The organism is Ruegeria sp. AM1, assembly GCF_056540745.1.
In genome coordinates this window covers 1-20881 of the sequence record NZ_JBQFXH010000017.1, presented here as the reverse complement: position 1 = coordinate 20881, position 20881 = coordinate 1, and the positions used below count along the sequence as shown (strand labels likewise).

Genomic DNA, 20881 nt, shown 5'->3' with positions numbered 1-20881 from the left:
TAAAATATTTAGTCTGTCAGAAATGCGGAAATTCAAATAGATTGGCCGACAGCCAGATTCGCGAGGACAAGATGCTGAAAACCAATGCCTCTCCGACGTCTTTGGACCAAAGACACGCGACCCGCCTGCGGGTGTTGGAGCATATCCGGGCAAAGGGGTCTGTCTCGCGTATCGATATTGCGACGGCGCTGCAAACCAGCCCGGCGACCGTAACCGCCGCAACCGCTGATCTTATCTCGGCTGGCCTGATCAAAGAGATCGAGGGCGAGGCGCAGTCCAAGTCCGGCAAAAGAGGTCGGCCAAGAGTTCTGCTTCAGCTCAACGGTAGATCACATATCGTGGCTGGCCTGAAAGTTGCGCGTCAGGTGATTTCGGTCATTTTGGTCGACTTCGAAGGCAACGAGGTCACGTCGCATAAGTATTCGTTGCAACACGCCAGAATGTCGCCATCCGATTTTGTGTTGGCGATCCGCAGGGCGCTGGAGGAAACCTGTAACCTGATCGATAGCTCAGTCGAACAGCTGGCCGGAGTGTCCATAGGAATAGCGGGCCTTGTCGACGCGAACAGGAATTTTGTTCATTGGTCCTCTTCGATGACCGGGCGCAATATTGATTTCAGCCTCCTGCTTGCAGACGCGCTGCCCTGTCCTGCATTTGTGGATAATGACGCCAATCTTGTGGCAAAGGCTGAACAGCTTTTTGGACTGGGCAAGGGGCTGAAGAATTTCATTGTCGTGACGATCGAACACGGTGTCGGCCTCGGCATCGTTCTGGATGGTAAGCTCCACCGAGGAGAGAGAGGCTGTGGCGCAGAGCTTGGGCATACCAAAGTTCAGCTGGATGGCGCGCTGTGCCAGTGCGGTCAGCGCGGTTGCCTCGAAGCGTATGTCGGTGATTATGCCCTGATCCGCGAAATGACGGTCACCAACACCGGCACCGAGATGGAGACCGTGTCCGATATCCATGAGCGTGCTAGCGCCGGAGATGAAAGAGCCGCCTCTGTTCTCGCACGCGCGGGTCAGATGTTCGGTCTTGGGGTCTCTAATCTGATCAACCTGTTTGATCCCGAATGTATCATTCTGTCCGGTGCGCAGATGAGTTTTGAGCATCTGTGTTCGGACGACGTGATCAAACGCATCCGAAACGGCGTCGTGAAAGTCGATGCGCCGCTGCCCGAAATCAAGGTTCACCAATGGGGAGACCTGATGTGGGCCAAAGGTGCGGCGGCTTATGGGATCGAACAGATCGCGATTCTCAAGGTCAAGGAGCTTACGGCTCATGCGTCCTGAGATTGCCGCGCTAGTCTTATGTGCCACGGCGGCGCAAGCTGACACAAAAATCCCTGATTTCCAAAGCGTTGACGTTCCGGCGCATGTCTATGGTGGCGGTTGGGAGCACTTTGTTGGCGGTGGCGTTGCCGTCTTTGATTGCGACGGGGACAGCCTGCCCGAAGTGTTTGTCGCTGGCGGGGCGAACCAATCTCAGCTGTTCAGGAACACATCGCAAGGGGCGGTCTCGTTTCGCGCGGAAACACCGGACCCGCTTGCCCTGACCGGTGTGACTGGCGCCTATCCTCTGGACGTGGACAGCGACGGCTTCATTGACCTGGCGATATTGCGTGTGGGCAAAGACCTGCTGCTTCAGGGTCAGCCAGAGTGTCAGTTCCGACCTTTCAGCACGCTCGGTTTCGAGGCGGCGGATCATTGGACCACAGGGTTTTCGGCGACATGGGAGCGCGGGCAAACCCTGCCAACGCTGGCGTTTGGCACCTATGTGGATCGCTTCGACCCCGAAGGTCCGTTCGAAACCTGCGGACCAACGCTGCTCTATCGTCCGGACGAGGGCGGCTATGGGTCGCCGCGCCATCTGGAACCCGGATATTGCTCTCTGTCTATTCTGTTCTCTGACTGGGCCCGATCCGGGCGAGCGGATCTGCGTGTCAGCAATGACCGTCACTACTATGTTCGCGATGGTCGGGAACAGCTTTGGGCCATGGAAGCCGAGCCGCGCCCCTATTCACAACAGGACGGATGGTTGCCCTATTCGATCTGGGGTATGGGCATCGCCTCGCGGGATTTGACCGGCGATGGCTTCCCCGAGGTCTATCTGACCTCTATGGGGGATCAGAAGCTTCAGGTTTTTGATCCGGGTGCCCAAGGCCCCACCTGGCGCGATGCGACCTATGACCGGGGCACCACAGCTCACAGACCACATGTCGGCGGGGACGGTCGTCCATCGACCGGGTGGCATGCACAGTTCGGTGACGTTAACAACGACGGTCTGGATGACATCTTTGTGGCCAAAGGCAATGTCGAGCAGATGCCTGACGCCGCTTTGAACGACCCCAACAACCTTCTTTTACAGCAGGCTGAAGGTGGCTTTTCCGAAGCCTCGGCGCAGGCCGGCATTGCATCGATGGCGAAATCCCGCGGTGCCGCGCTTACCGATCTGAACAAGGATGGGTGGCTTGATCTGGTGGTGGTGAACCGCGGATCGGATGTGGAGGTCAGCGAAAACACGGCTACGGGCGGCAATTGGCTGTTGCTTGAGGTTACCCAAGAGCGTGCCAACCGCGCCGCCATAGGGGGGTTCATCGAAGTCAAAACTCCGCGCGGCGTTCAGACCCGCGAAATCACCGTTGGCGGGGGGCACGCGGGGGGCGTCGCGGGGTTGCACCATTTTGGCCTGGGGGCCGAGAACCACGTCGAGGTCAGAGTGATCTGGCCCGACGGCGCGTCAAGTGACTGGCGCGAATATCCTTCGAACCAGACCATCGCGATCCAGCGCTGATCATTGATCAACAGGAAGCCCGCTTGGAATACGATCCGGGACGCCCAGCCGTTTGGCCGGGTCTTCAAGGCTGCTCAGAAAGCTGAGCAGGGCCCTGATGTCCTGATCGGTCAAAGTGGTCGCCTGCAGGCTGTTGCTTTGAGCAATCGCATCGACATGGTCCAGATGCAGCAGAGGGGCCTGATCATCAGCCCCCGGAAAGTCTGGCAGCACCGCCATATCAATCGAATAGTTTCGCAAAGACGCCACCGGATCCAGATGGTGCCGGATAACGTCTTCCAGCTCGGCATATGCGCCGCTGTGCCCATAGGGCGCGGTCAGCGTCACATTGCGCAGCGACGGCGTGCGAAAGGCAAACGCATCCGCGCTGTCGCCGGTCACGCGCAGACGCCCGTCATCTCTTGCGTGGTTCTCAAATCGTGCTGCTTTTCCCGGGCCGATCTGCGGCATCGCGATCGAATGAAACTTGTGATCTGTCTGAAACCAGCCGGAATGGCACTGACTGCAGCCTGCCTCTCCGTAGAACAGGGTCATGCCGGTTTCGGCCTCTGGCGACAGCGCCGCCTCGCCGCGCATCGCACGATCAAATGCGCTGTTATCTGCACGCCATTCAAATGCAATGAAATCGGCGATGGCATTGGCGATGGCGGTAAAGGTGATCTCTTGGTCTGGCGCGATGTCATGAAACCGCTGCTCATATTCGGGGATCGCGGCAACCCGGGCGGCAATCAGATCCCACGCGCCGCCATCCTGCGTCAGAAACCCCAGCCGGACCGCTTTGCTTATGTCATTCTCAGAGTAATGCCCGGCCATCTCATCCGCCGACAGAACCGGAAACATCGCTTGTGCTGCCAGCGCAGATTTGAAACCTGGCCGCATATGGGTGCCCAGCGGCGTTCTGATACCATTGGGCTGCGTGCTGTCTGCCTCCAGCCGTCCGTCATGAAAAAACGTCGTGAATTCGGCGGCGCCAAGGTTCCAAAGCCCGGGTGAATTGCGGGGAATACGTTGTTCGGGCGTGTTCTGCGGGTCCAGCTGTCGTTCGGTGCCCAGCCCGATCCCGCCTTCGCCAATTCCAAGCGAAAGACCGTCCGAGGTACCCAGTCTGGGGTGATGACAGGTCGCGCAGCTTGTGTTCCTGTTCCCCGACAGCACGGGATCGTAGAACAACAGCTGGCCCAGTTCGGCACTTGCAAAATCGGGCGCGGCAAACTCTGGCCGGGGACCGAGATCCTGTGCATCCGCAGCGGTCGCGATCACAAGGCTGATCGCGGTCAAGAGTGGTCTAACTCTCATCTCGGCCCTCAGATAGCTCGAGTGTCAGTGTCTGCCGGTAGGGTGCCTCGGGGGTTGAGATCATCGAAGGGAAGGACGGGATATTGGGGGCATTGGGATAGCCCGACGGCTCAATGCATACACCTGCCGATGGGCGAAAGGGTTCTGAGAGCATGGCGGCAGAATAGACCTGCGCGCCGGGCTGATCCGAATAGACATTCAGCGCCAGACCAGACGGGGCGGTCAGCCGTGCCACCGGCGTGTGTGGATCGCGATCGGGATCAAAGCAGAAATAGTGATCAATGCCCTGTGCAGCACGCCCAATTGCCTTTGGCGTCTCAAAATCCAACGCGCTGTTTTTGACCGGACACAACCGGCCCGAGGGAATCCCCTGCGCGTCGATCTCAAGAAACCGGCTCGCCGCCAGTTTCAGCCTGTGGGCCGAGATCCCCTCTGCATCGCCCAACATATAATAGTTATGCTGAGCAACGCTTATCGGTGTCGGCCGGTCGGGTTGGGCAAAAATCGCATAGGTCAATCGCCCAGAGGTCAGGCGAACCCGAACTTCGAACCTGACCTCTCCGGGAAAACCGCTTTCCCCGTCGCGCGACAAATAGCTCAGGACAACCTCGTTCCGGCTGATCTGTTTCAGGTCCCAGAATTGCCCAGACAGCCCGTCCTGTCCGCCGTGCAGGGTGTTGTTGCCTTCGTTGGCATTCAGCGCAAACCCGGTGCCGTCCAGATCGAAACGCGCGCCGCCGATGCGGTTTGCAACACGCCCGGCAATTGCGCCCTGATAGCTGGTATCGCTCAGATAGTCAGTCGGCTCGGCGAACCCCAGTATCAGCGGCACATCCCCGTGCCACCACCCCTGCGTGATCGCCCCATAGTTCAAGATTGACGCACGCATGTCGCCGTCTGTCAGAAGAGCCGTTTCAATTTTGGGTAAGCGCTTTGACTCAGATGTCATCTTGCAGCCAATGGCGACAGCGCCTGATAGAATTGCCGATACCGTCTGTATTCATTTTCATAAGCCTCGATCAGATCGGTGCGCGGTTCAATACGCCCTTCTATGTTTGGCGGCGTCATGACCTCGGTTGGCTTTGCACCATTGGCCGCGCAGATGGCAAGACGCGCAGCCCCCATGGCTGCGCCGAACTCGCTGCCTGTGGGCAGGTCCAGCGGGACCTGCAAGACTGTTGCCAATGTCTCCAGCCAAAACCGTGAGCGCGCACCACCGCCGACCGCCATCAGGCTGTCGGGGCTGGTGCCGGTGCTCTTAAGCGCCTCAAGGCAATCCCGCATCGCGAAAGCCACACCTTCCATGACCGCGCAGGTCAGGTCGCCGGGCTCTGACGCCACATCGAGACCCAAAAAGGCGCCCCGGATATCGCTGTCATTATGCGGTGTTCGTTCCCCTGACAGATACGGCAGGAAGGTGATCGGGGACGGGCCATCCAGCGTGTCGGGCAAGGCGGCGGCCAGCTGTTCCACAGGCTGACCAAGGTTCCGGGACAGCCAGTTCATGCTGTTTGTTGCCGAAAGGATGACCCCCATCTGTATCCACCTCTGGGGAACCGCGTGGCAAAAGCAATGCACGGCTGTTTCGGGGTCCGGGGCATAGCTGTCGCGGGCGACAAGCAAGACGCCAGACGTTCCCAGCGACACAAATCCGGCGCCGTTGTGAATACTTCCGATGCCACAGGCGGCGGCTGCGTTGTCGCCAGCCCCTCCGGCCACAACCACAGGACCTGTCAGCCCCCAGTCCTGCCGTAGCTCATCCTTCAACGCGCCGCCGGGATCGCTGCCTTCGACCAGGCGGGGCATCTGATCCGCGTGCATGTGCCCCAGCTCAAGCGCGGTTTCCGACCAGCGCCGCGCACCAACATCCAGCCAGGATGTCCCGGCGCTGTCCGACATGTCCGAGACATACTCGCCCGTTAGCCAGAACCGAAGATAATCTTTCGGCAGTAGAACCTTGGCGACGTCCGCGAAAACCTCGGGCTCATGTCGACGCACCCAGTCCAGTTTCGGGGCGGTAAATCCGGGAAACACGATGTTTCCCGAAATGGCGCGCATCTCCGGCGTTTGATCCAGCGCCCTTGCCTCATCGGCAGATCGCGTATCGTTCCACAGAATACAGGGCCGCAATACTTTGCCGTCGGAATCCAGAAGTGTGGCGCCGTGCATATGCCCGCTCAGGCCAATCCCCCGCAGTTTTCCAAAAGCCTGCGCGTTCTGCGCGCGGAGCTTTCCGACGACCTCGTTACAAGCCGTTATCCAGTCCTGCGGATTTTGTTCGGACCAGCCTGACTTTGGGGTTGAGGTCGAGATGCCAACCTCTGCGTCATCAACGACAACACCTGCATCGTTGACCAGAATCCCCCTGAGGCCCGACGTTCCCAAATCCAACCCAAGATACATCTGGTGCCCCCATGCGCCGCTTTATTTTAGCAAATAAAATTAATTAATGGATCGAACTTGTCAAGGTTCCGTTCACATCGCGCTGGGCAATGAAACGGGCCTGCCCTTGCAGCGCGTTTGCCCGCTCAGGACGCGCGATCTGACATCTTATGCAAAAAAGTAAGCCCGCTTCTTTCGAAGCGGGCTCAGCTGACGTCCGGTTTATGCGGCTCAGCCCTTTTTCAGAACCTCACGGCCCAGCAATTCGGCAATCTGTACTGCGTTCAGCGCCGCGCCTTTGCGCAGGTTGTCCGAGACGCACCACAGGTTCAGGCCGTTCTCAATCGTCGAATCCTGACGGATGCGGCTGATGAACGTGGCGAAATCGCCCGCGCATTCGATGGGCGAGACATAACCGCCATCTTCACGCTTATCGATCACCATGATGCCCGGGGCCTCGCGCAGGATGTCGCGCGCTTCGTCTTCGTCCAAGAATTCCTCAAACTCGATATTCACGGCCTCGGAATGGCCGACGAAGACCGGAACGCGGACGCAGGTGGCTGTGACCTTGATCGACGGATCGACGATCTTTTTGGTCTCAACAACCATCTTCCATTCTTCCTTGGTCGAGCCGTCTTCCATGAAGACGTCGATCTGCGGAATGACGTTAAAGGCGATCTGTTTCTGGAACTTCTTCGGCTCAACTTCGGTGGTGGGATTATAGACCGCTTTGGTCTGATCCCACAGCTCATCCATCCCGTCTTTACCGGCGCCCGAAACCGACTGATAGGTCGACACAACCACGCGCTTGATCTTGGCACGATCATGCAGCGGTTTCAGCGCGACAACCATCTGCGCGGTCGAGCAGTTGGGGTTGGCGATGATGTTCTTATTCTTATAGTCATGGATCGCCTGCGGGTTACATTCCGGTACGATCAGCGGAATATCCGGGTCATAGCGATACAGCGACGAGTTATCGATCACCACACAGCCCGCAGCAGCGGCCTTCGGCGCATAATCTTTGGTCGCGGCAGAGCCCACGGCAAACAGCGCAATGTCCCAGCCGGTGAAATCAAAGGTGTCCAGGTCCTGGGTCGTGAGTGTCTTGTCGCCAAAGCTGACCTCCGTGCCCAGCGACCGACGGCTTGCCAGCGCGGCAAGTTCATCGACGGGGAACTGGCGTTCAGCCAGAATGTTCAGCATTTCGCGGCCCACATTGCCTGTGGCGCCGACGACAACGACGCGATAGCCCATTTTTATTTCTCCTGAATAAAGGACGCGCGTTCATAGCCGCGTTGCAGAAAAGAAAAAAGAGCTTTCAGAGAGGATTTAACCGAATGACGCCGAATTGAGGCGCTTCAACTGTCCAGAAGCTGTTGATACAGCGTCACCAGCGCCTCGGCCTCGCCATGAATGTCGAAATTCTGCTCGACATGCGCGCGGGCAGCCTGACCTGCGCTCTGCAGGGAATCACGATCCGTCAGCATCTCGGCCGCGGCATCGGCCAGCGCAGGGATGTCATCGGGGGCCACGATGCGGCCCAGCGCCGGGTCGGTAACAATCTCGGAAAACGCGCCGACATCGGTGGCGACCACAGGAACGCCGCAGGCCATCGCCTCGAGCGGGGTCAGGCCAAACCCTTCCCAGCGTTGCGGGGCGATGAACAGGTCCAGCACCTGATACCATTCGGCGATCTGATTGACCGTGACCTCGGGCATGAACAGGATACGGTCGGACAGCTCGGCCTTGGCCACCTTGTCCTTCAACCCGGTTAGAAAGCTGGTGTGTTTCTCAGTTGCCCGCCCCATGACGATGCCGGATACGTCATCGAACCGGCCACACAGGTCGATCATCGCGTCGACAAAAGCATCCGTGCCCTTTTGATGACGGATACGACCATAACAGCCTAGCAGCACCCCGCAGGGCAAGCCCAGTTTCTGACGCGACGCCGCTTTGTCCTGCGAGGGCACAAAATCCTGCAGGTTGATGCCATGCATGATCACCTGCGCATCGCGTTCCAGATAGCCGGCGGTTTTGCGCGAGGTGGCGACCACCGCATCCATCTTGCCGATCAGCCATTTGGTATAGCCCGTATGCGCCCGCTGCGAGGCGCTGGTGAACAGTAGCGTCAGTTTCAGCCGAAACACCCCACGTAGGATCAGGCCCAGCAGCATCTCGGTATTGCGCCGCGCGTGCCAGATGCGGTGGGTGCGCCGGGACAGAAAGGGCAGGCGGGCCAGCGGGATATGAGGGATGTCTACGGGCAGGCCCGGCCCGGTTGCGGCAATATCGATCTGTTGCGCCTGTAATGGCACCAGCCGCGCAATGGTTGCGGTCACGCCCGACAGCCTGCGTTTCAGATTGGGCGCAATAACAACAGGGTCTTTCACTTGGCTCTCCCGGCGGGTCAGGCGTCAGTCCATACTGTCCCGGCTGAACAGATAGATCACGCATCCGATGGCAACTGTGACGGCGAAAAAGCCGAATATCGCTGTGTAGGGCGCGGTTGGCCCCATGTCCACCGTCGCCGCATGGATGCGCCCGGTGGCAAACTGCGCCAGCCCGACACCGCCCACGCCAAACAGGTTCAGCAGCGTCACACCCCGCCCCACCAGATGCGGCGGGATAAAGGCGCGGCCATGCGCCATGATGACGGGAAAGGCCGCCCCGGAAAAGCCGACCAGCGCCATCAGCGCGATCGACAGCCAGACCGCATTGTTGATCCAAAGGCACAGCAGGATCAGCGAGACGCAGCTCAGCACATTGCCGCCCAGAATGACCCATTTGCGCGTGCCCAGAACCCGGTCCAGCGGCCCATAGGCAAAGGTGCCGGCAATCATTGCGACCCCCATGATCAGCGTGGCCTGACCGACTTGAGTGATGCTCAGCCCAAAGACATCCAGCAGATAAGGTCCCGCCCACAACCCGCGCAGCGCGCCTGAGGGCGCATAGGCCACCAGCATCAGCGGCAGAATCGTCCACAGCGCCGGCTCTTTCAGCAAATCCAGCAGCGATCCCTTTTGTTCGGTCTCGACCCGTTTGGGGTCTTGCACCGTGACCCAGATGCCCACTGCCACAGCTGCGGAAATCACCGCCAGCCCGGCTAGCGTTGCCCGCCAGCCCATCAACTCGACCGCCAGTGCGGTTGGGTATGAGGCCACAAGATTGCCCACCGATCCAACGCCCAGCATTACCGCCGCCAGCGTTGCAAATTTCGCGGGCGGGTATTCGCGTGCGAAGATGAAGTACGACGCCATCAAAACCGGAGAGCACCCGATGCCGATCAGTGCCATCGCCAACGCTACATGAAACGGTGTTGTGGCGACTGCAAACAGCGCCGCACCTCCCGCGCCGCCGATCATCAGCAACACAGCTGAACTGCGCCGTGGCCCGATCCGGTCCAGCGCCCAGCCCACGGGGATCTGCATGGCGGCAAAGATCAGGAACCACAGCCCCGAGGCAAAGGCCAGATCCTCGGGCGTGGCCCCGATGTCGCGCCCCAGATCAGCCGTCAGAACCGCCAGAAAGGCGCGAAAAAACTGGCTGAGCACATAGGCCAGACACAAGATGACCAAGCCTGCCTGCATTTTACCCTCCGCCTCAGCCCTGACCCGGGATGCTTGGCATGTCCCTGTGCGGGGCACAAGCGCGTGTGCTATACTGAACCAAGCGGATTTCCATCACGTATGACCTATTTGATCAGTGACCAACATATTGAGAGGGACGATGACACCCCCCGAGACCGCGTTTTACGACACCGTTCCCATCTCGCACGAGTTTCTGAACCTGACCGAACCGGCCCGGTTTACCGCCGTACCGGGTGACTGGATCGTCGGCGTTGCCGACATCGTCGACTCCACAGGTGAGATTGACCGGGGGCGCTATAAAACCGTGAATATGGTGGGGGCCGCGGTGATCTCGGCCATGATCAATGCGCTGGGCGGGCAGGTGTTTCCTTACGTCTTTGGCGGCGACGGGGCGGCGTTTGCCATTCCGGGTTCCGATGCAGACAAAGCGCGCCCAGAGCTGGCCGCGCTGCGCAGCTGGGCCAAATCCGAGTTTGCCATCTCATTGCGCGCCGCCCTTGTTCCGGTTGCTGATATCCGGGCGGCAGGCCGCGACCTGCGGGTGGCGCGATACGCGCCGTCCTCGGGCGTTGACTATGCCATGTTCACCGGGGGTGGCGTCGCTTGGGCCGAGGCGCAGATGAAGTCCGACCAGTACGAGATACCCCCGGCGGCACCCGATGCGCAGCCCGATCTGACCGGCCTGTCCTGCCGTTGGTCCAACAGCCCGGCGCGCCACGGTCAGATCGTCTCGGTCGTGATTCAGCCCACCGCCACCGCAACCGAGCAGGATTTTGCAGATCTGGCGCAATCCGTGCTGTCCGCCTCTGAGGCGCTGGACCGGGCAGGGCACCCGGTGCCCACCAATGGCCCGCCGATCAAATGGCCGCCACCGGGTCTGGCGCTGGACGCGCATGTCGCGCGCGCGGGGCGCAGTCTGGCTCTGCAAAAGGCGAAATTGCTGGTTCAGAACCTGCTGATCTGGCTGCTGTTCAAATCCGGCAAACGGCTGGGGAGTTTTGAGCCCGGGCATTACAAGCAGATGGTCAGCCGCAACGCCGATTATCGCAAATTCGATGACGGGCTGAAAATGACGCTGGATTGCGATCCCGCGACCCTGTCGCATATCACCCGGACGCTGGATGATGCGCAATCGCGCGGCAAAATCCGCTATGGGCTGCATGCCCAGCAAGAGGCGATGATGACCTGTTTTGTCCCATCCGCCACGCGCGACGATCACGTGCATTTTGTCGATGGGGCCTCAGGCGGCTATGCCCGTGCGGCTGCGACGATGCGGGCATAGACCGCTATTTGGCTTTCCATTTCGCCGATAGTGCGCGGGCAGATTGCGTCAGCAGCATCACGTCGATGCCCACGGCCAGAAACTGCGCGCCCATGTCCAGATAGCTTTGAGTTGTCTCGTCCTGCACCCCCAATATGCCCGGCGCCTTGCCTGCTGCCCGGATACGCGTCAGGGCATCTGCGATGGTCTCGCGCACTTCGGGGGCGGCGCTGTCGCCCTGATACCCCATGTCGGTCGACAGATCGGCAGGACCGATAAAGACACCGTCCACACCATCGACCTGCAAAATCTCATCCAGAGCCGCCATGCCCGCGCGGTTCTCTACCTGAACCAGCAGACAGATTTCCTGATCAACCGTCTGGATATAATCGCTTGCCGATCCGTACATCGTGGCACGGGACGCAATCGCCCCCACGCCCCTGATCCCTTCGGGCGGATAGTGGCAGGCCTGCACCAGCGCGCGCGCCTGTTCCGCGCTTTCGACAATCGGCACCAGCACCGTCTGCGCGCCCGCATCCAGCACCATCTTGATCATCCAGGCCTCGCCCATCGGCAGGCGCACAACCGGGTGTGAGGGGCTGTGTTCCAGGGCCAGCAACTGATCGCGGATCGAACGTATGTCGTTTGGACCATGCTCGCCATCAATCACCAGCCAGTCGAACCCGGTGGTGCCCATGATTTCGGCCAGCATGGTTTCACCCGAACTCATCCAGCAGCCGATCTGACGCTCGCCATTCTTGAGGGCTTGTTTAAAGCTGTTTTTTGGTGCGGGCATCACGGTCTCCTTCCGGTTTCAAGCGGCAGGTTGCGGGCGACTTCGGTGATCACGTCAAAGGCAAGCTGCACATCGTCTTCGGTGGTCTCAAACTGACCCGCCTGAAATCGGATCGCCATATCGCCATCCACGCGTGTTTGGGTCAGATAGATGCGCCCGTCATCATTGATGGCGTTCACCAGTTGCAGATTCAAATCGTCCAAATTGTACAAACCGGGGTTTTCAGTTGGTACAAAACGAAAGGTCCACAGTGACCACATGGGCGGCGTGACGATTTCAAAGTCCGGCTGGGCGGCGAGTCGATCATGCAGCGCCACCGACCAGTTGACATGATTGCGCAATCGCTGGCGCAGCCCCTCCAGCCCATAGGCGCGGATCACGAACCACAGTTTCAGCGCCCTGAACCGCCGTCCCAGAGGCACGGACCATTCCGAGTAATTGATGATCCCGTCCTTGCCATGTGTCTTGAGATACTCGGGGCTTATGGCCAGCGTTTGCACCAGATCATCGGGGTCTTTCAGGAAATGCGCGCAGCAATCGAACTGAACGCCCAGCCACTTATGCGGGTTGAACACGATGCTGTCGGCGTGTTCGATTCCGGGCCAGTAGTGGCGGTATTCGGGGCAGATCATTGCAGACCCGGCCCAGGCCGCATCGACATGGGAATAGAGCCCGTACTTCTGTGCAATCTCAAGGCAGCGATCCACCGGGTCGGTTGCACCGGTCCCGGTACCGCCGACGCATAAAATGACGCCTGCGGGTTGCATATCAGACTCTAAATCGAGCTGAATCGCCCTTTCTAGGGCCTCGGGATCCATGCCGCGCCAGTCGCCTTTGATCGGGATACGCACCAGATTGGCCTGTCCGATCCCGGCTACCCAGATGGCCCGGTCGATCGATGTATGTACCTCGGATGAGCAGTAAATCCGCAGTGGTTTTTGCGCGAACAGCCCCTGCTGATTGCCTTGCCAGTTCAGCGCCTTTTCCCGCATTGTCAGTATCGCAGCCAATGTCGCGGACGAGGCCGAATCCTGAATGACGCCGGCAAACCCCTCGGGCAGGTCCAGCGCCTGACGCAGCCAGTCCATCATCCGGGTTTCCATCTCGGTCGCCGCCGGAGAGGTCTGCCACAGCATGCATTGCGGTGCTATGGCGCTGGCCAGAAACTCGGCAAGAACCGACGGGGCCGAGGCATTCGAATTGAAATAGGCAAAGAAACGCGGATGCTGCCAATGGGTGATGCCGGGCATCACAATGCGCTCGAAATCCTCGAAAATCGTCTCAATCGCCGCGCGATCCTCAGGCGGGGATGCGGGCAAAGCGGACAGCACATGGCCCGGTTCCGTTTGTGCCCGGACGGGTCGGTCCCGCACTGTTCGGTGATAGTCCTGCGCCCACTCCGAGACCCTGGCACCCCAGTCAGAGAACTCATCCCACTCCATAACACCCCCAATTCTCAACGGACTGCACCACAATGTGCATTTCCTTACGATCAGTGATGAGTATCAGGCTTCAAAGGTCAACGTTGTTTGGCTGGCGGGAAATACAAAGTTTTTAATCGTCAGGGGTGAGTTTCACGACGACATTAGTCTCTAACAAGAGGTTTCACCATTTTTGGGTGCGCCATGACCTGTTGCAGCAGCAGCAGATTTCGGACAAGATTCCTTATGACTGATGATATCCTGAAGACCTCGCGTTCTTTACCCATCGCCCTGCTGAGGGCGCGTGAGAAATTGATGGGACCAATTCGCAAAATCCTGGCGGATGCAGGGGTGACCGAGCAACAGTGGCGCGTATTGCGCGTGTTGAAGGAAGAAGGTCCGCAAGAACCGACCCGTATCGCGGAACGCGCATGCCTGCTGTTGCCGAGCCTGACACGCATTTTGCAAAAACTTGAGGAAAAAGAAATGATTGCGCGGCGTCCCGACCCGCGTGACGGACGCAGGCAAATCGTCGATATCGCACCCAAAGGTCTTCAAATTATTCACGACAACGTGGCGGCCAGTACGCAGGTGGCGGAAGAGATACGACGCAAGTTCGGCTCGGACCGGCATGACCGTCTGCTGGACCTGCTTAACGAGCTACACGCTCTGGACGACTAAACCAGCACGTGATGTCAACCTGTTGAAAGAGATTTGCCCCGTCGGAGAAAAAGGGGGATATCTCCGACGGGGAAGGCCAGACGCCGTTAAAATACCGTGCCTGGCCCAGATCGGCCGCACCGGTACCAAACGGCGCTCCGACCCAGGCTTCGGGGAACGGGTGGACAAAAAAAATGTTGTCCTGAAAAGGATCAATGATCCAGGGGGGTGGATCGCTAACCCCGGCGCCCCGAAACGTCTGTTATTTGTGCTGATCTGCGCGACGCTCTGGCATCGCTTCGCCACCATGGCTGCAAGCAGATTTAATAAATGGACCGTGCCCCTCCCCTGTTGCGCGCTATCCAATTCGAAAGGATGGCCTCGTTTTGTCGAGGCTCGTCCATGTTGGCGGTCACATACAGCGATCTGCCGCATGCTTGAAATGATTCACTTTTTTGCAGCGGGATTGAGCAGATTTGTGCCGAAACAATTTACAGTTGTTGGCAAGAAATGGCACGTAGATAGGAAACAGTGCTGCTTGCGCCGTATATGTTTCCTCCTAAGATGCGGTTTGCAGGGCAAGCATAAGGACATGAAATGCAGGATCGTTTGTTTAATCTGCCGGAACCGCTTGGGATTCCGGTTGTGGGCGAAACAGCAACCTACCCGATCGGCCGGATATTCTGTGTTGGCCGGAATTATGCGGCCCATGCTGCGGAAATGGGCAACAAGGTAGAGCGAGACGCTCCGTTTTATTTCACGAAATCCGCAGCGAATGCGGTCTTGTCGGGGGCACACACCCCTTACCCGGCCGGCACCGAGAACTTTCATCACGAGGTCGAGCTTGCACTGGCGATCGGGCGCCCGGTCTTTCGCGCGACGCTGGCCGAGGCGTGGGAAGCAATCTATGCATACGGTTGCGCGCTGGATATGACCCGGCGCGATCTGCAGAAACATGCGACTGATAAACAGCTTCCCTGGGATATCAGCAAGGATGTCGAGGACAGTGGTGTGTTCGCGCCGCTGACAAAAGCGTCGGACTGGGCGCCCGAGGACAGCAAGCGCATTCATCTGAGCGTGAATGGCGAAGTCAGACAGGATGCTATGCTGGAAGAACTGATCTGGAAAATTGACGAAATCATTGTGCATCTGTCGCACTACTATCATCTGCGTCCCGGGGATCTGATCCTAACAGGTACGCCTGCGGGTGTCGGACCGGTTCTTGCCGGGGATGTCATCACAGGCGGTGTTGACGGCCTGGAGCCCATACACCTGACGATTGAAGCGGCGGAATAGGCTCTAACATAGATATCTGGCGCATTTCTTGTCGCGACTGCCGCCGCCGGGATGTGGCGTTGGCGTTGTGCATTATTTCGCATAACCTCAGGGCGGAATGACGGAATCACAGCAAAAACCGGCTGAGCAATCTCCTTGCGAACAAGCGGCCGGGCAAGACCTGAGCTTGCGCGTCGGCACGCGTGTGCGCCGTGTGCGCCAGATGCGCGGTTTATCCCGTCGTGTTCTGTCAGAAATGTCGGGCGTTTCGCCCAGATATCTGGCCCAGATTGAGGCCGGTACAGGGAATATCTCAATCGGTCTTTTGCAGCGTGTTGCGGATGCGCTCGACTTTCAGGTCGAAAAGCTCGTCGGCACGGACGACCCTTGGGACTCAGATGCGGTACAAGTTGGGGATATGTTCCGTGCTGCATCTGATGAGATAAAAGCCGCTGTCATGCGTGTGCTTGGGGCACAGCCGGCGACCGGCCCACATGCCGCACGGATTGCCTTGATCGGGCTGCGTGGTGCAGGCAAATCGACGCTGGGTGCGATGCTGGCCGCCGAGCTTGACCTGCCATGTGTTGAGTTGACCCGCGTCATTGAAGAGAACGCTGGAGTGCCATTATCCGAGATTCTGGCCTTTTATGGTCAGGATGGGTACCGCCGGTTAGAAGCGTCGGCCTTGGAACAGGTGATCGCCAGACATGATCGATTGGTTTTGGCGGTGGCAGGCGGCATCGTAGCTGACCCGATGACCTATGATATGTTGTTGAGCCGGTTCCATACGGTCTGGTTGCGCGCCTCGCCACAAGAGCATATGGACCGCGTCCGTGCGCAGGGCGACGTGCGTGCCATGTCCGGGAACCCCGAAGCTCTGGAGCAGCTCAAATCCATCCTGGATAGTCGCGAGGCATTGTATGGGCGCGCGATGGCGCAATTGGATACCTCGGGGCAGACCAGCGAAAACTCACTGAAACAGTTGAAAGAGCTGATCGAGATCCGGGCATTTCTTGCCGCCAAATAGGCCTTAAACCGAATCTTTCAGCCAATCTTTGGCAAAATCAACCGTTTCGAGTTCCGCAAATCTGCGCACCCGGTCCAGTTCCGCCTCAAGCCGCCGGGTCCGGGCATCGGACCATTTTATCGACCGTTCCGGCCAAAAGGCTGTGACGCGTAATTCGCCGCAATCGCGATGTGCCTTCATATCGATCCGGCCCACCAGACGATCCCCTTCCAGCACCGGAAAGACGTAATATCCATAAGTGCGCTTGGGGGCGGGGACAAAAACCTCGATCCGGTAGTAGAACCCGAATAGACGCTCGGCCCGCTTACGGTCACGTAGCATTGGATCGAACGGGCTGAGCACCCGCATCCGTCCCGGCGCGGCGGGTATGTTCTGCAGAGTATCTTCGATGCCGGGCCGGGACACGACCTTTCGCAGGCGCCCATCGGCACACTCGACATTCAGTTCCTGTACTTCGCCTTTTGCCAGAGCCTGTTCACACCATGCTCGGGCCTCTGCGGCACTGACGGTGTCCCAAAAGGCCGCCAACTCGCCGGATGTTGCAAACCCCAGCCGATCCAGCGCTGCGTTGCACAGCCAGTCCACCGTCTGTTCTGTATCACACGGTGCGCTGCCCGGACACAGATGTGTCTCGATCACACGTTCGGTCAGGTCATAGCGTTTCTGAAACCCGGTTCGGCCGATCACGCTCAATGCACCAGAGCGCCAGAGGAATTCCAATGCGGTCTTAGAGGGGTGCCAGTCCCACCAACCGCCAGACCCTTTCTTTTCATCCTTGCCAACATCGGATGAGCTGACCGGGCCGTGGTCGCGGATATGTTTCAGCACCGTACTGAACCGCTGTTCATAGCCGTCCCGGCGCCAGTTTTTCCACCGTGCCTTCAGCACATCCGCGTCGCGCAGAAAACGCAGATGCCAATGCTGGTAGAATTCCATGGGAATAACAGCGGCGTCATGGGTCCAGTGTTCAAACAACGCCCGGTCATGTTCATAAAGACGCTTGAGGTTGCGCGGCCGATAGGTCGGTCTGCGCGAATACAGAATCATGTCATGGGCGCGGGCAACTGTATTGATACTGTCCAGTTGGACAAATCCAAGCCGATGGATCAGGTCCAGCAGGTCAGCCCCTTTAGCATTGCCAGCAGGGGGTTCGGCCAGCGCGTGACGCTCCATAAAGAGGGCGCGCGCGGCCCGATTGTCCAGCTGCAAAGGCACCATGGTCTAGCGCCGTTTGAGCGTGTCACCATAGCTGATCTTGGGCGTCAGCGTGATGCGCGTATCGATCTCGTCTTCGGGTTTTTTCAGCTGAGCAGCGATAATCTCGGCGGATTTGCGCCCGATCTCAAGACGGCAGGCGTCCATCGTGGCCAGCTTACGCGGCAGCCCTTGCAGCAGCTCGACGTTGTTGAACCCCGCCAGGCCGATCTGCCCCGGTACATCTATACCTTGATCCAGCAGATACAGCAAACCGCCAGCGCCGATCATATCATTGGAATAATAGAGGAAATCCAGGTCGGGTGAGCGATCCAACATCATCTTGGTCATTTCGCGCCCCTTGGCCAGCGCAGACCCGCCGGAATAAAATTCACGGTCTTCGATTTCTACACCGTGTTTTCCCAGTACCTCGGTGAAGCCTTCAAACCGTTTTCGGGCGCGATGGTCTAGCGGCATCTTGGTGCCCATGAAGCCGATGTGTTCATACCCGGCCTTCAGGATTGCCTGCGCCATCTCGCGCCCTGCGCGGCGATGCGAGATGCCGACCATCGCATCCACCGGCTTGCCGTCAGTATCCATGATCTCAACCACCGGAATGCCTGCCGAATCCAGCATGGCGCGGGCGGCATCAGTATGTTCTAGCCCTGCGATGATCACGCCCGAAGGCCGCCACGAGAGCATTTCATAGAGCACCTTCTCCTCTTTTTCGGGCATATAGTCGGTGACGCCCACCACCGGCTGCAGCTCGGTATCTTCCAGCACCTGATTGATGCCTGTCAGAACTTCGGGAAAAACCATGTTCGACAGCGACGGGATGATCACAGCCACCAGATTGACCCGGCTGGATGCCAAGGCGCCGGCAATCTTGTTGGGGACATATCCCAGCTCTTTGGCGGCGGCCAAAACACGGGTTCGGGTGGCGTCCGAGACGTCCCCGCGATTTCGCAAAACCCGGCTTACCGTCATTTCCGAAACTCCGGATGCTTCTGAGACATCACGAAGGGTTAGCGGGCGTTTTGCTTCTGTTGTCACCGGGATACCTGCGTTGTTGTTTTGTCGGATGGTAGCGTGAACAGGGCAAACTGTTCAACTGTTGTGCAAAGGTCATGACAAGCCTGGAAAAGCCGGATACAGAAGGCCCGGCGCGGCCCCGTGGCTCAACTGGATAGAGCAGCCCCCTCCTAAGGGGCAGGTTGCAGGTTCGAATCCTGCCGGGGTCGCCAAAAATGCACGCAAATACAAAGGCTTGCGTTGACCGCAGTAATCAAATTTGCAAGATGCTGCAAAATATTGCCGTCTTTGTGCGCGAACATGTACAGAACACCCGTACAAATCCCGTACAGCCCAACTCTTGGGGCAGGGTTTTTGACCAGTATCAGGGAAAGAAAAATCCCGGCTCGGCGGCAACCGAAACCGGGATCAAATCTACAGCAAAAGCCTCCAGCTTTCCTAGCCACCTTACCGCAAATCTCGACGCTGAATCAATCTGTAATCAAGGCGGCAAACTGCTGCCGGGCGGTGCGTCATGAGTGTTCGGTTGACCCACAACGGCTTGCCTGCCGACATGACATCTTACCGACTGAAGCTTTTACTACAGCAGGCGAGGATTGCTCTCGGCCTGTCGAGCGGCGCGCTCAAGTATCTCGAATTCGCGATAGATAACTGTCAGCCGTCCGATTTCCAGCAAGGCAGGATTTGCGCGATCTGGCATTCGCTGGAGCGGCTTGCCGTTCTCCTTGGGTTGTCGAAGCGTCAGATTACCAGAATTGAAGCTGAACTGGTTGGTGCGGGCCTGATCAAACGCACTTACCCTGAACGCAAAAGCCGCTCCGGTGATCGCGTTGATGGTGTGATCAAGCGTGCAGCGGGCATCAACCTGGCTCCGCTTATCGAGCAGGCGAAGTACATTCGGTTGCTGGTCAGCCGTCAGATGCAGGCTGATGAAGACTGCAAGCGGTTGCGCGAGCATATTCAGGGCCTCTTTCGGCAGATACGAGATCTGGATAACGCCGATGCCGATGAGGCAGCGACCTGCATTCTTCCGCGTCGTCGACCCAACGAGCTGAGCGAAATCAAGAAAATGCAGGAGGTGGCCGAGGCGCTGGAAGCCGTACTTGCAGATTTTTCGGTAGTTGCCGGTCAGCCAGAGATTACCGTCGAGTCAGACGAAAATGTCCGTCTCATTACGAACAAAGAAAAGAAAAACAAAATTCGTATAGCTGCAAAGCCGTTGAGTAAGCGCGGGTTGAACACCAGCCCTGCACACGCTCGGATTTTGGCAGGAGGACAATTGGGGGGACACATTGACCTGTACGCCAATGGCAGCCCTCCGGATTGGCAATCGATTACCCGCGCGGCACATGACCGAGCTCATGAATTGGGCATATCGCGCCGAATCTGGGAAGAGATGTGCACCCGGATTGGTGTGTGGCCGACTGTGCTTTGTTTGATTGTCGCCGATCGAAACTCTCAACGAAAGGGAAGTTTTCAGCGCGACAATGCAGCTGCTTCCTTCACAGAAATGGCTCGAAGCGAAGCCAGAGAGGCCGCTGTTTTAGACAGCCTGATCGGAGAACTGACGCATGCTCTCATTCAATCGGGAGGAGAATTATGATCGCGCTACAAGCACAAAACACTTTCTGCTCACTCAAAGTTCCATCTGAAGCTGCATCGCATCCACAAATCTCTGCCGAGTTGAGCTTTGGGGAATGTTTGTCGGAAAACGATTGGCTCGCTCCGTTGTTGTCGGGAAAAGCCGTAGCGGAGTTCGGCTGCGGTGCGGGGTTTAGAGCCGCATATCTCGCACCATACGCGCGTCAGATTTTCTGCACTGATCCGGATGCGGTGCGCCTGCGCCTTGCACACAAGACTCTGCAACTCAACCAACGCAAAAATGTCGTGGTGCTGGATCAAATCGCCGAGGCAACCCCGGCAGACGCTGCGCTCTTGGACACCCACCGCTACAGCGACGGATCTGTACCAACATTAGCGCTACAGGCAGCACTCTTGGTCATAACAGGACCACTTCCTCGAAACACAGCATCCAGAGTTTTGGGCGCTGGCTACGAACACCTCCCCCAATACCATCGAGCAGCGGTGTTTGCAGCACCACGGAGGCAACATGGAGTTCAGTGATCTCTTTAATCTTTCAGACAACGATTATGCGGTGGA

The 20881-nt window shown here is 58.4% G+C and carries 19 protein-coding genes and 1 tRNA gene; 10 read left to right on the top strand and 10 right to left on the bottom strand.

Annotated features, from left to right (window positions below; genetic code table 11):
- Positions 1 to 41 precede the first annotated feature (41 nt).
- Both ACR0I7_RS18860 and ACR0I7_RS18855 read left to right on the top strand, forming a co-directional pair.
- Entirely contained in the window at positions 42 to 1289 is a 1248-nt protein-coding gene (locus ACR0I7_RS18860) for an ROK family protein (RefSeq protein WP_480513730.1), read from the top strand.
- Positions 1279 to 2790, top strand: a complete 1512-nt coding sequence (locus tag ACR0I7_RS18855; RefSeq protein ID WP_480513729.1) for a CRTAC1 family protein — start codon at positions 1279 to 1281, stop codon at positions 2788 to 2790. The genes ACR0I7_RS18860 and ACR0I7_RS18855 overlap by 11 nt, the downstream gene beginning before the upstream one ends.
- Here the strand turns inward: ACR0I7_RS18855 and ACR0I7_RS18850 are convergent, their stop codons facing one another.
- The 6 genes from ACR0I7_RS18850 to ACR0I7_RS18825 form a co-directional block, all read right to left on the bottom strand.
- Positions 2791 to 4086, bottom strand: a complete 1296-nt coding sequence (locus tag ACR0I7_RS18850; RefSeq protein WP_480513727.1) for a cytochrome-c peroxidase — start codon at positions 4084 to 4086, stop codon at positions 2791 to 2793.
- Positions 4076 to 5035, bottom strand: coding sequence for an aldose epimerase family protein (locus tag ACR0I7_RS18845; RefSeq protein WP_480513725.1), 960 nt, complete (start codon positions 5033 to 5035; stop codon positions 4076 to 4078). Before ACR0I7_RS18845 ends, ACR0I7_RS18850 begins: the two co-directional genes overlap by 11 nt.
- Positions 5032 to 6489, bottom strand: coding sequence for a xylulokinase (gene xylB, locus ACR0I7_RS18840; RefSeq protein WP_480513723.1), 1458 nt, complete (start codon positions 6487 to 6489; stop codon positions 5032 to 5034). The genes ACR0I7_RS18845 and xylB overlap by 4 nt, the downstream gene beginning before the upstream one ends.
- Positions 6490 to 6699: 210 nt before the next feature.
- Positions 6700 to 7722 (bottom strand): aspartate-semialdehyde dehydrogenase, encoded by a 1023-nt coding sequence (locus ACR0I7_RS18835; protein ID WP_480513721.1) that lies wholly within the window; start codon positions 7720 to 7722, stop codon positions 6700 to 6702.
- 104 nt (positions 7723 to 7826) lie between these two features.
- Positions 7827 to 8858, bottom strand: a complete 1032-nt coding sequence (locus ACR0I7_RS18830; protein WP_480513719.1) for a glycosyltransferase family 4 protein — start codon at positions 8856 to 8858, stop codon at positions 7827 to 7829.
- Positions 8859 to 8882: 24 nt separating this feature from the next.
- Complete coding sequence (locus tag ACR0I7_RS18825) at positions 8883 to 10055, bottom strand: MFS transporter (RefSeq protein WP_480513717.1); 1173 nt, start codon at positions 10053 to 10055, stop codon at positions 8883 to 8885.
- Positions 10056 to 10194: 139 nt separating this feature from the next.
- Here ACR0I7_RS18825 and ACR0I7_RS18820 point away from each other — a divergent pair, with 139 nt between their 5' ends.
- On the top strand, positions 10195 to 11337 hold the full coding sequence (locus ACR0I7_RS18820; protein WP_480513715.1) for a DUF3095 domain-containing protein: 1143 nt from the start codon (positions 10195 to 10197) through the stop codon (positions 11335 to 11337).
- A 4-nt stretch (positions 11338 to 11341) separates the two neighbouring features.
- Here the strand turns inward: ACR0I7_RS18820 and ACR0I7_RS18815 are convergent, their stop codons facing one another.
- Together ACR0I7_RS18815 and ACR0I7_RS18810 are read right to left on the bottom strand one after the other, a co-directional pair.
- Complete coding sequence (locus tag ACR0I7_RS18815) at positions 11342 to 12112, bottom strand: HpcH/HpaI aldolase family protein (RefSeq protein ID WP_480513713.1); 771 nt, start codon at positions 12110 to 12112, stop codon at positions 11342 to 11344.
- Complete coding sequence (locus tag ACR0I7_RS18810) at positions 12112 to 13554, bottom strand: pyridoxal phosphate-dependent decarboxylase family protein (protein WP_480513711.1); 1443 nt, start codon at positions 13552 to 13554, stop codon at positions 12112 to 12114. Before ACR0I7_RS18810 ends, ACR0I7_RS18815 begins: the two co-directional genes overlap by 1 nt.
- 225 nt (positions 13555 to 13779) lie before the next feature.
- Between ACR0I7_RS18810 and hpaR the strand changes: the two genes are divergently transcribed.
- The 3 genes from hpaR (at position 13780) to ACR0I7_RS18795 (ending at position 16495) form a co-directional block, all read left to right on the top strand.
- Complete coding sequence (hpaR, locus tag ACR0I7_RS18805; RefSeq protein ID WP_480513709.1) at positions 13780 to 14214, top strand: homoprotocatechuate degradation operon regulator HpaR; 435 nt, start codon at positions 13780 to 13782, stop codon at positions 14212 to 14214.
- 576 nt (positions 14215 to 14790) lie between these two features.
- Positions 14791 to 15489: a fumarylacetoacetate hydrolase family protein gene (locus ACR0I7_RS18800; RefSeq protein ID WP_480513708.1), complete on the top strand. Its 699-nt coding sequence runs from the start codon at positions 14791 to 14793 to the stop codon at positions 15487 to 15489.
- Between the two features lie 97 nt (positions 15490 to 15586).
- Complete coding sequence (locus ACR0I7_RS18795) at positions 15587 to 16495, top strand: helix-turn-helix transcriptional regulator (RefSeq protein WP_480513706.1); 909 nt, start codon at positions 15587 to 15589, stop codon at positions 16493 to 16495.
- A 3-nt stretch (positions 16496 to 16498) separates the two neighbouring features.
- Here the strand turns inward: ACR0I7_RS18795 and ACR0I7_RS18790 are convergent, their stop codons facing one another.
- Together ACR0I7_RS18790 and ACR0I7_RS18785 are read right to left on the bottom strand one after the other, a co-directional pair.
- Complete coding sequence (locus ACR0I7_RS18790; protein ID WP_480513704.1) at positions 16499 to 17713, bottom strand: winged helix-turn-helix domain-containing protein; 1215 nt, start codon at positions 17711 to 17713, stop codon at positions 16499 to 16501.
- 3 nt (positions 17714 to 17716) lie between these two features.
- Positions 17717 to 18742: a LacI family DNA-binding transcriptional regulator gene (locus ACR0I7_RS18785; protein WP_480513702.1), complete on the bottom strand. Its 1026-nt coding sequence runs from the start codon at positions 18740 to 18742 to the stop codon at positions 17717 to 17719.
- Between the two features lie 114 nt (positions 18743 to 18856).
- Here ACR0I7_RS18785 and ACR0I7_RS18780 point away from each other — a divergent pair.
- The 4 genes from ACR0I7_RS18780 (at position 18857) to ACR0I7_RS18765 (ending at position 20845) form a co-directional block, all read left to right on the top strand.
- A tRNA-Arg gene (locus tag ACR0I7_RS18780) sits at positions 18857 to 18933 on the top strand.
- 54 nt (positions 18934 to 18987) lie between these two features.
- Entirely contained in the window at positions 18988 to 19239 is a 252-nt protein-coding gene (locus ACR0I7_RS18775) for a hypothetical protein (RefSeq protein ID WP_480513700.1), read from the top strand.
- A complete protein-coding gene (locus ACR0I7_RS18770; RefSeq protein ID WP_480513698.1) occupies positions 19236 to 20324 on the top strand; it encodes a helix-turn-helix domain-containing protein in 1089 nt (362 codons plus the stop codon). The genes ACR0I7_RS18775 and ACR0I7_RS18770 overlap by 4 nt, the downstream gene beginning before the upstream one ends.
- On the top strand, positions 20321 to 20845 hold the full coding sequence (locus ACR0I7_RS18765; protein ID WP_480513696.1) for a hypothetical protein: 525 nt from the start codon (positions 20321 to 20323) through the stop codon (positions 20843 to 20845). Before ACR0I7_RS18770 ends, ACR0I7_RS18765 begins: the two co-directional genes overlap by 4 nt.
- Positions 20846 to 20881 lie beyond the last annotated feature (36 nt).

Coding starts and splice junctions, on each gene's coding strand:
- ACR0I7_RS18825 (WP_480513717.1), bottom strand. CDS start 10,055: ATGCAGGCAGGCTTGGTCATCTTGTGTCTGGCCTATGTGCTCAGCCAG.
- ACR0I7_RS18790 (WP_480513704.1), bottom strand. CDS start 17,713: ATGGTGCCTTTGCAGCTGGACAATCGGGCCGCGCGCGCCCTCTTTATG.
- ACR0I7_RS18795 (WP_480513706.1), top strand. CDS start 15,587: ATGACGGAATCACAGCAAAAACCGGCTGAGCAATCTCCTTGCGAACAA.
- ACR0I7_RS18820 (WP_480513715.1), top strand. CDS start 10,195: ATGACACCCCCCGAGACCGCGTTTTACGACACCGTTCCCATCTCGCAC.
- ACR0I7_RS18850 (WP_480513727.1), bottom strand. CDS start 4,086: ATGAGAGTTAGACCACTCTTGACCGCGATCAGCCTTGTGATCGCGACC.
- ACR0I7_RS18835 (WP_480513721.1), bottom strand. CDS start 7,722: ATGGGCTATCGCGTCGTTGTCGTCGGCGCCACAGGCAATGTGGGCCGC.
- ACR0I7_RS18770 (WP_480513698.1), top strand. CDS start 19,236: ATGAGTGTTCGGTTGACCCACAACGGCTTGCCTGCCGACATGACATCT.
- xylB (WP_480513723.1), bottom strand. CDS start 6,489: ATGTATCTTGGGTTGGATTTGGGAACGTCGGGCCTCAGGGGGATTCTG.
- ACR0I7_RS18855 (WP_480513729.1), top strand. CDS start 1,279: ATGCGTCCTGAGATTGCCGCGCTAGTCTTATGTGCCACGGCGGCGCAA.
- ACR0I7_RS18765 (WP_480513696.1), top strand. CDS start 20,321: ATGATCGCGCTACAAGCACAAAACACTTTCTGCTCACTCAAAGTTCCA.
- ACR0I7_RS18800 (WP_480513708.1), top strand. CDS start 14,791: ATGCAGGATCGTTTGTTTAATCTGCCGGAACCGCTTGGGATTCCGGTT.
- ACR0I7_RS18845 (WP_480513725.1), bottom strand. CDS start 5,035: ATGACATCTGAGTCAAAGCGCTTACCCAAAATTGAAACGGCTCTTCTG.
- ACR0I7_RS18810 (WP_480513711.1), bottom strand. CDS start 13,554: ATGGAGTGGGATGAGTTCTCTGACTGGGGTGCCAGGGTCTCGGAGTGG.
- ACR0I7_RS18815 (WP_480513713.1), bottom strand. CDS start 12,112: ATGCCCGCACCAAAAAACAGCTTTAAACAAGCCCTCAAGAATGGCGAG.
- hpaR (WP_480513709.1), top strand. CDS start 13,780: ATGACTGATGATATCCTGAAGACCTCGCGTTCTTTACCCATCGCCCTG.
- ACR0I7_RS18775 (WP_480513700.1), top strand. CDS start 18,988: ATGCTGCAAAATATTGCCGTCTTTGTGCGCGAACATGTACAGAACACC.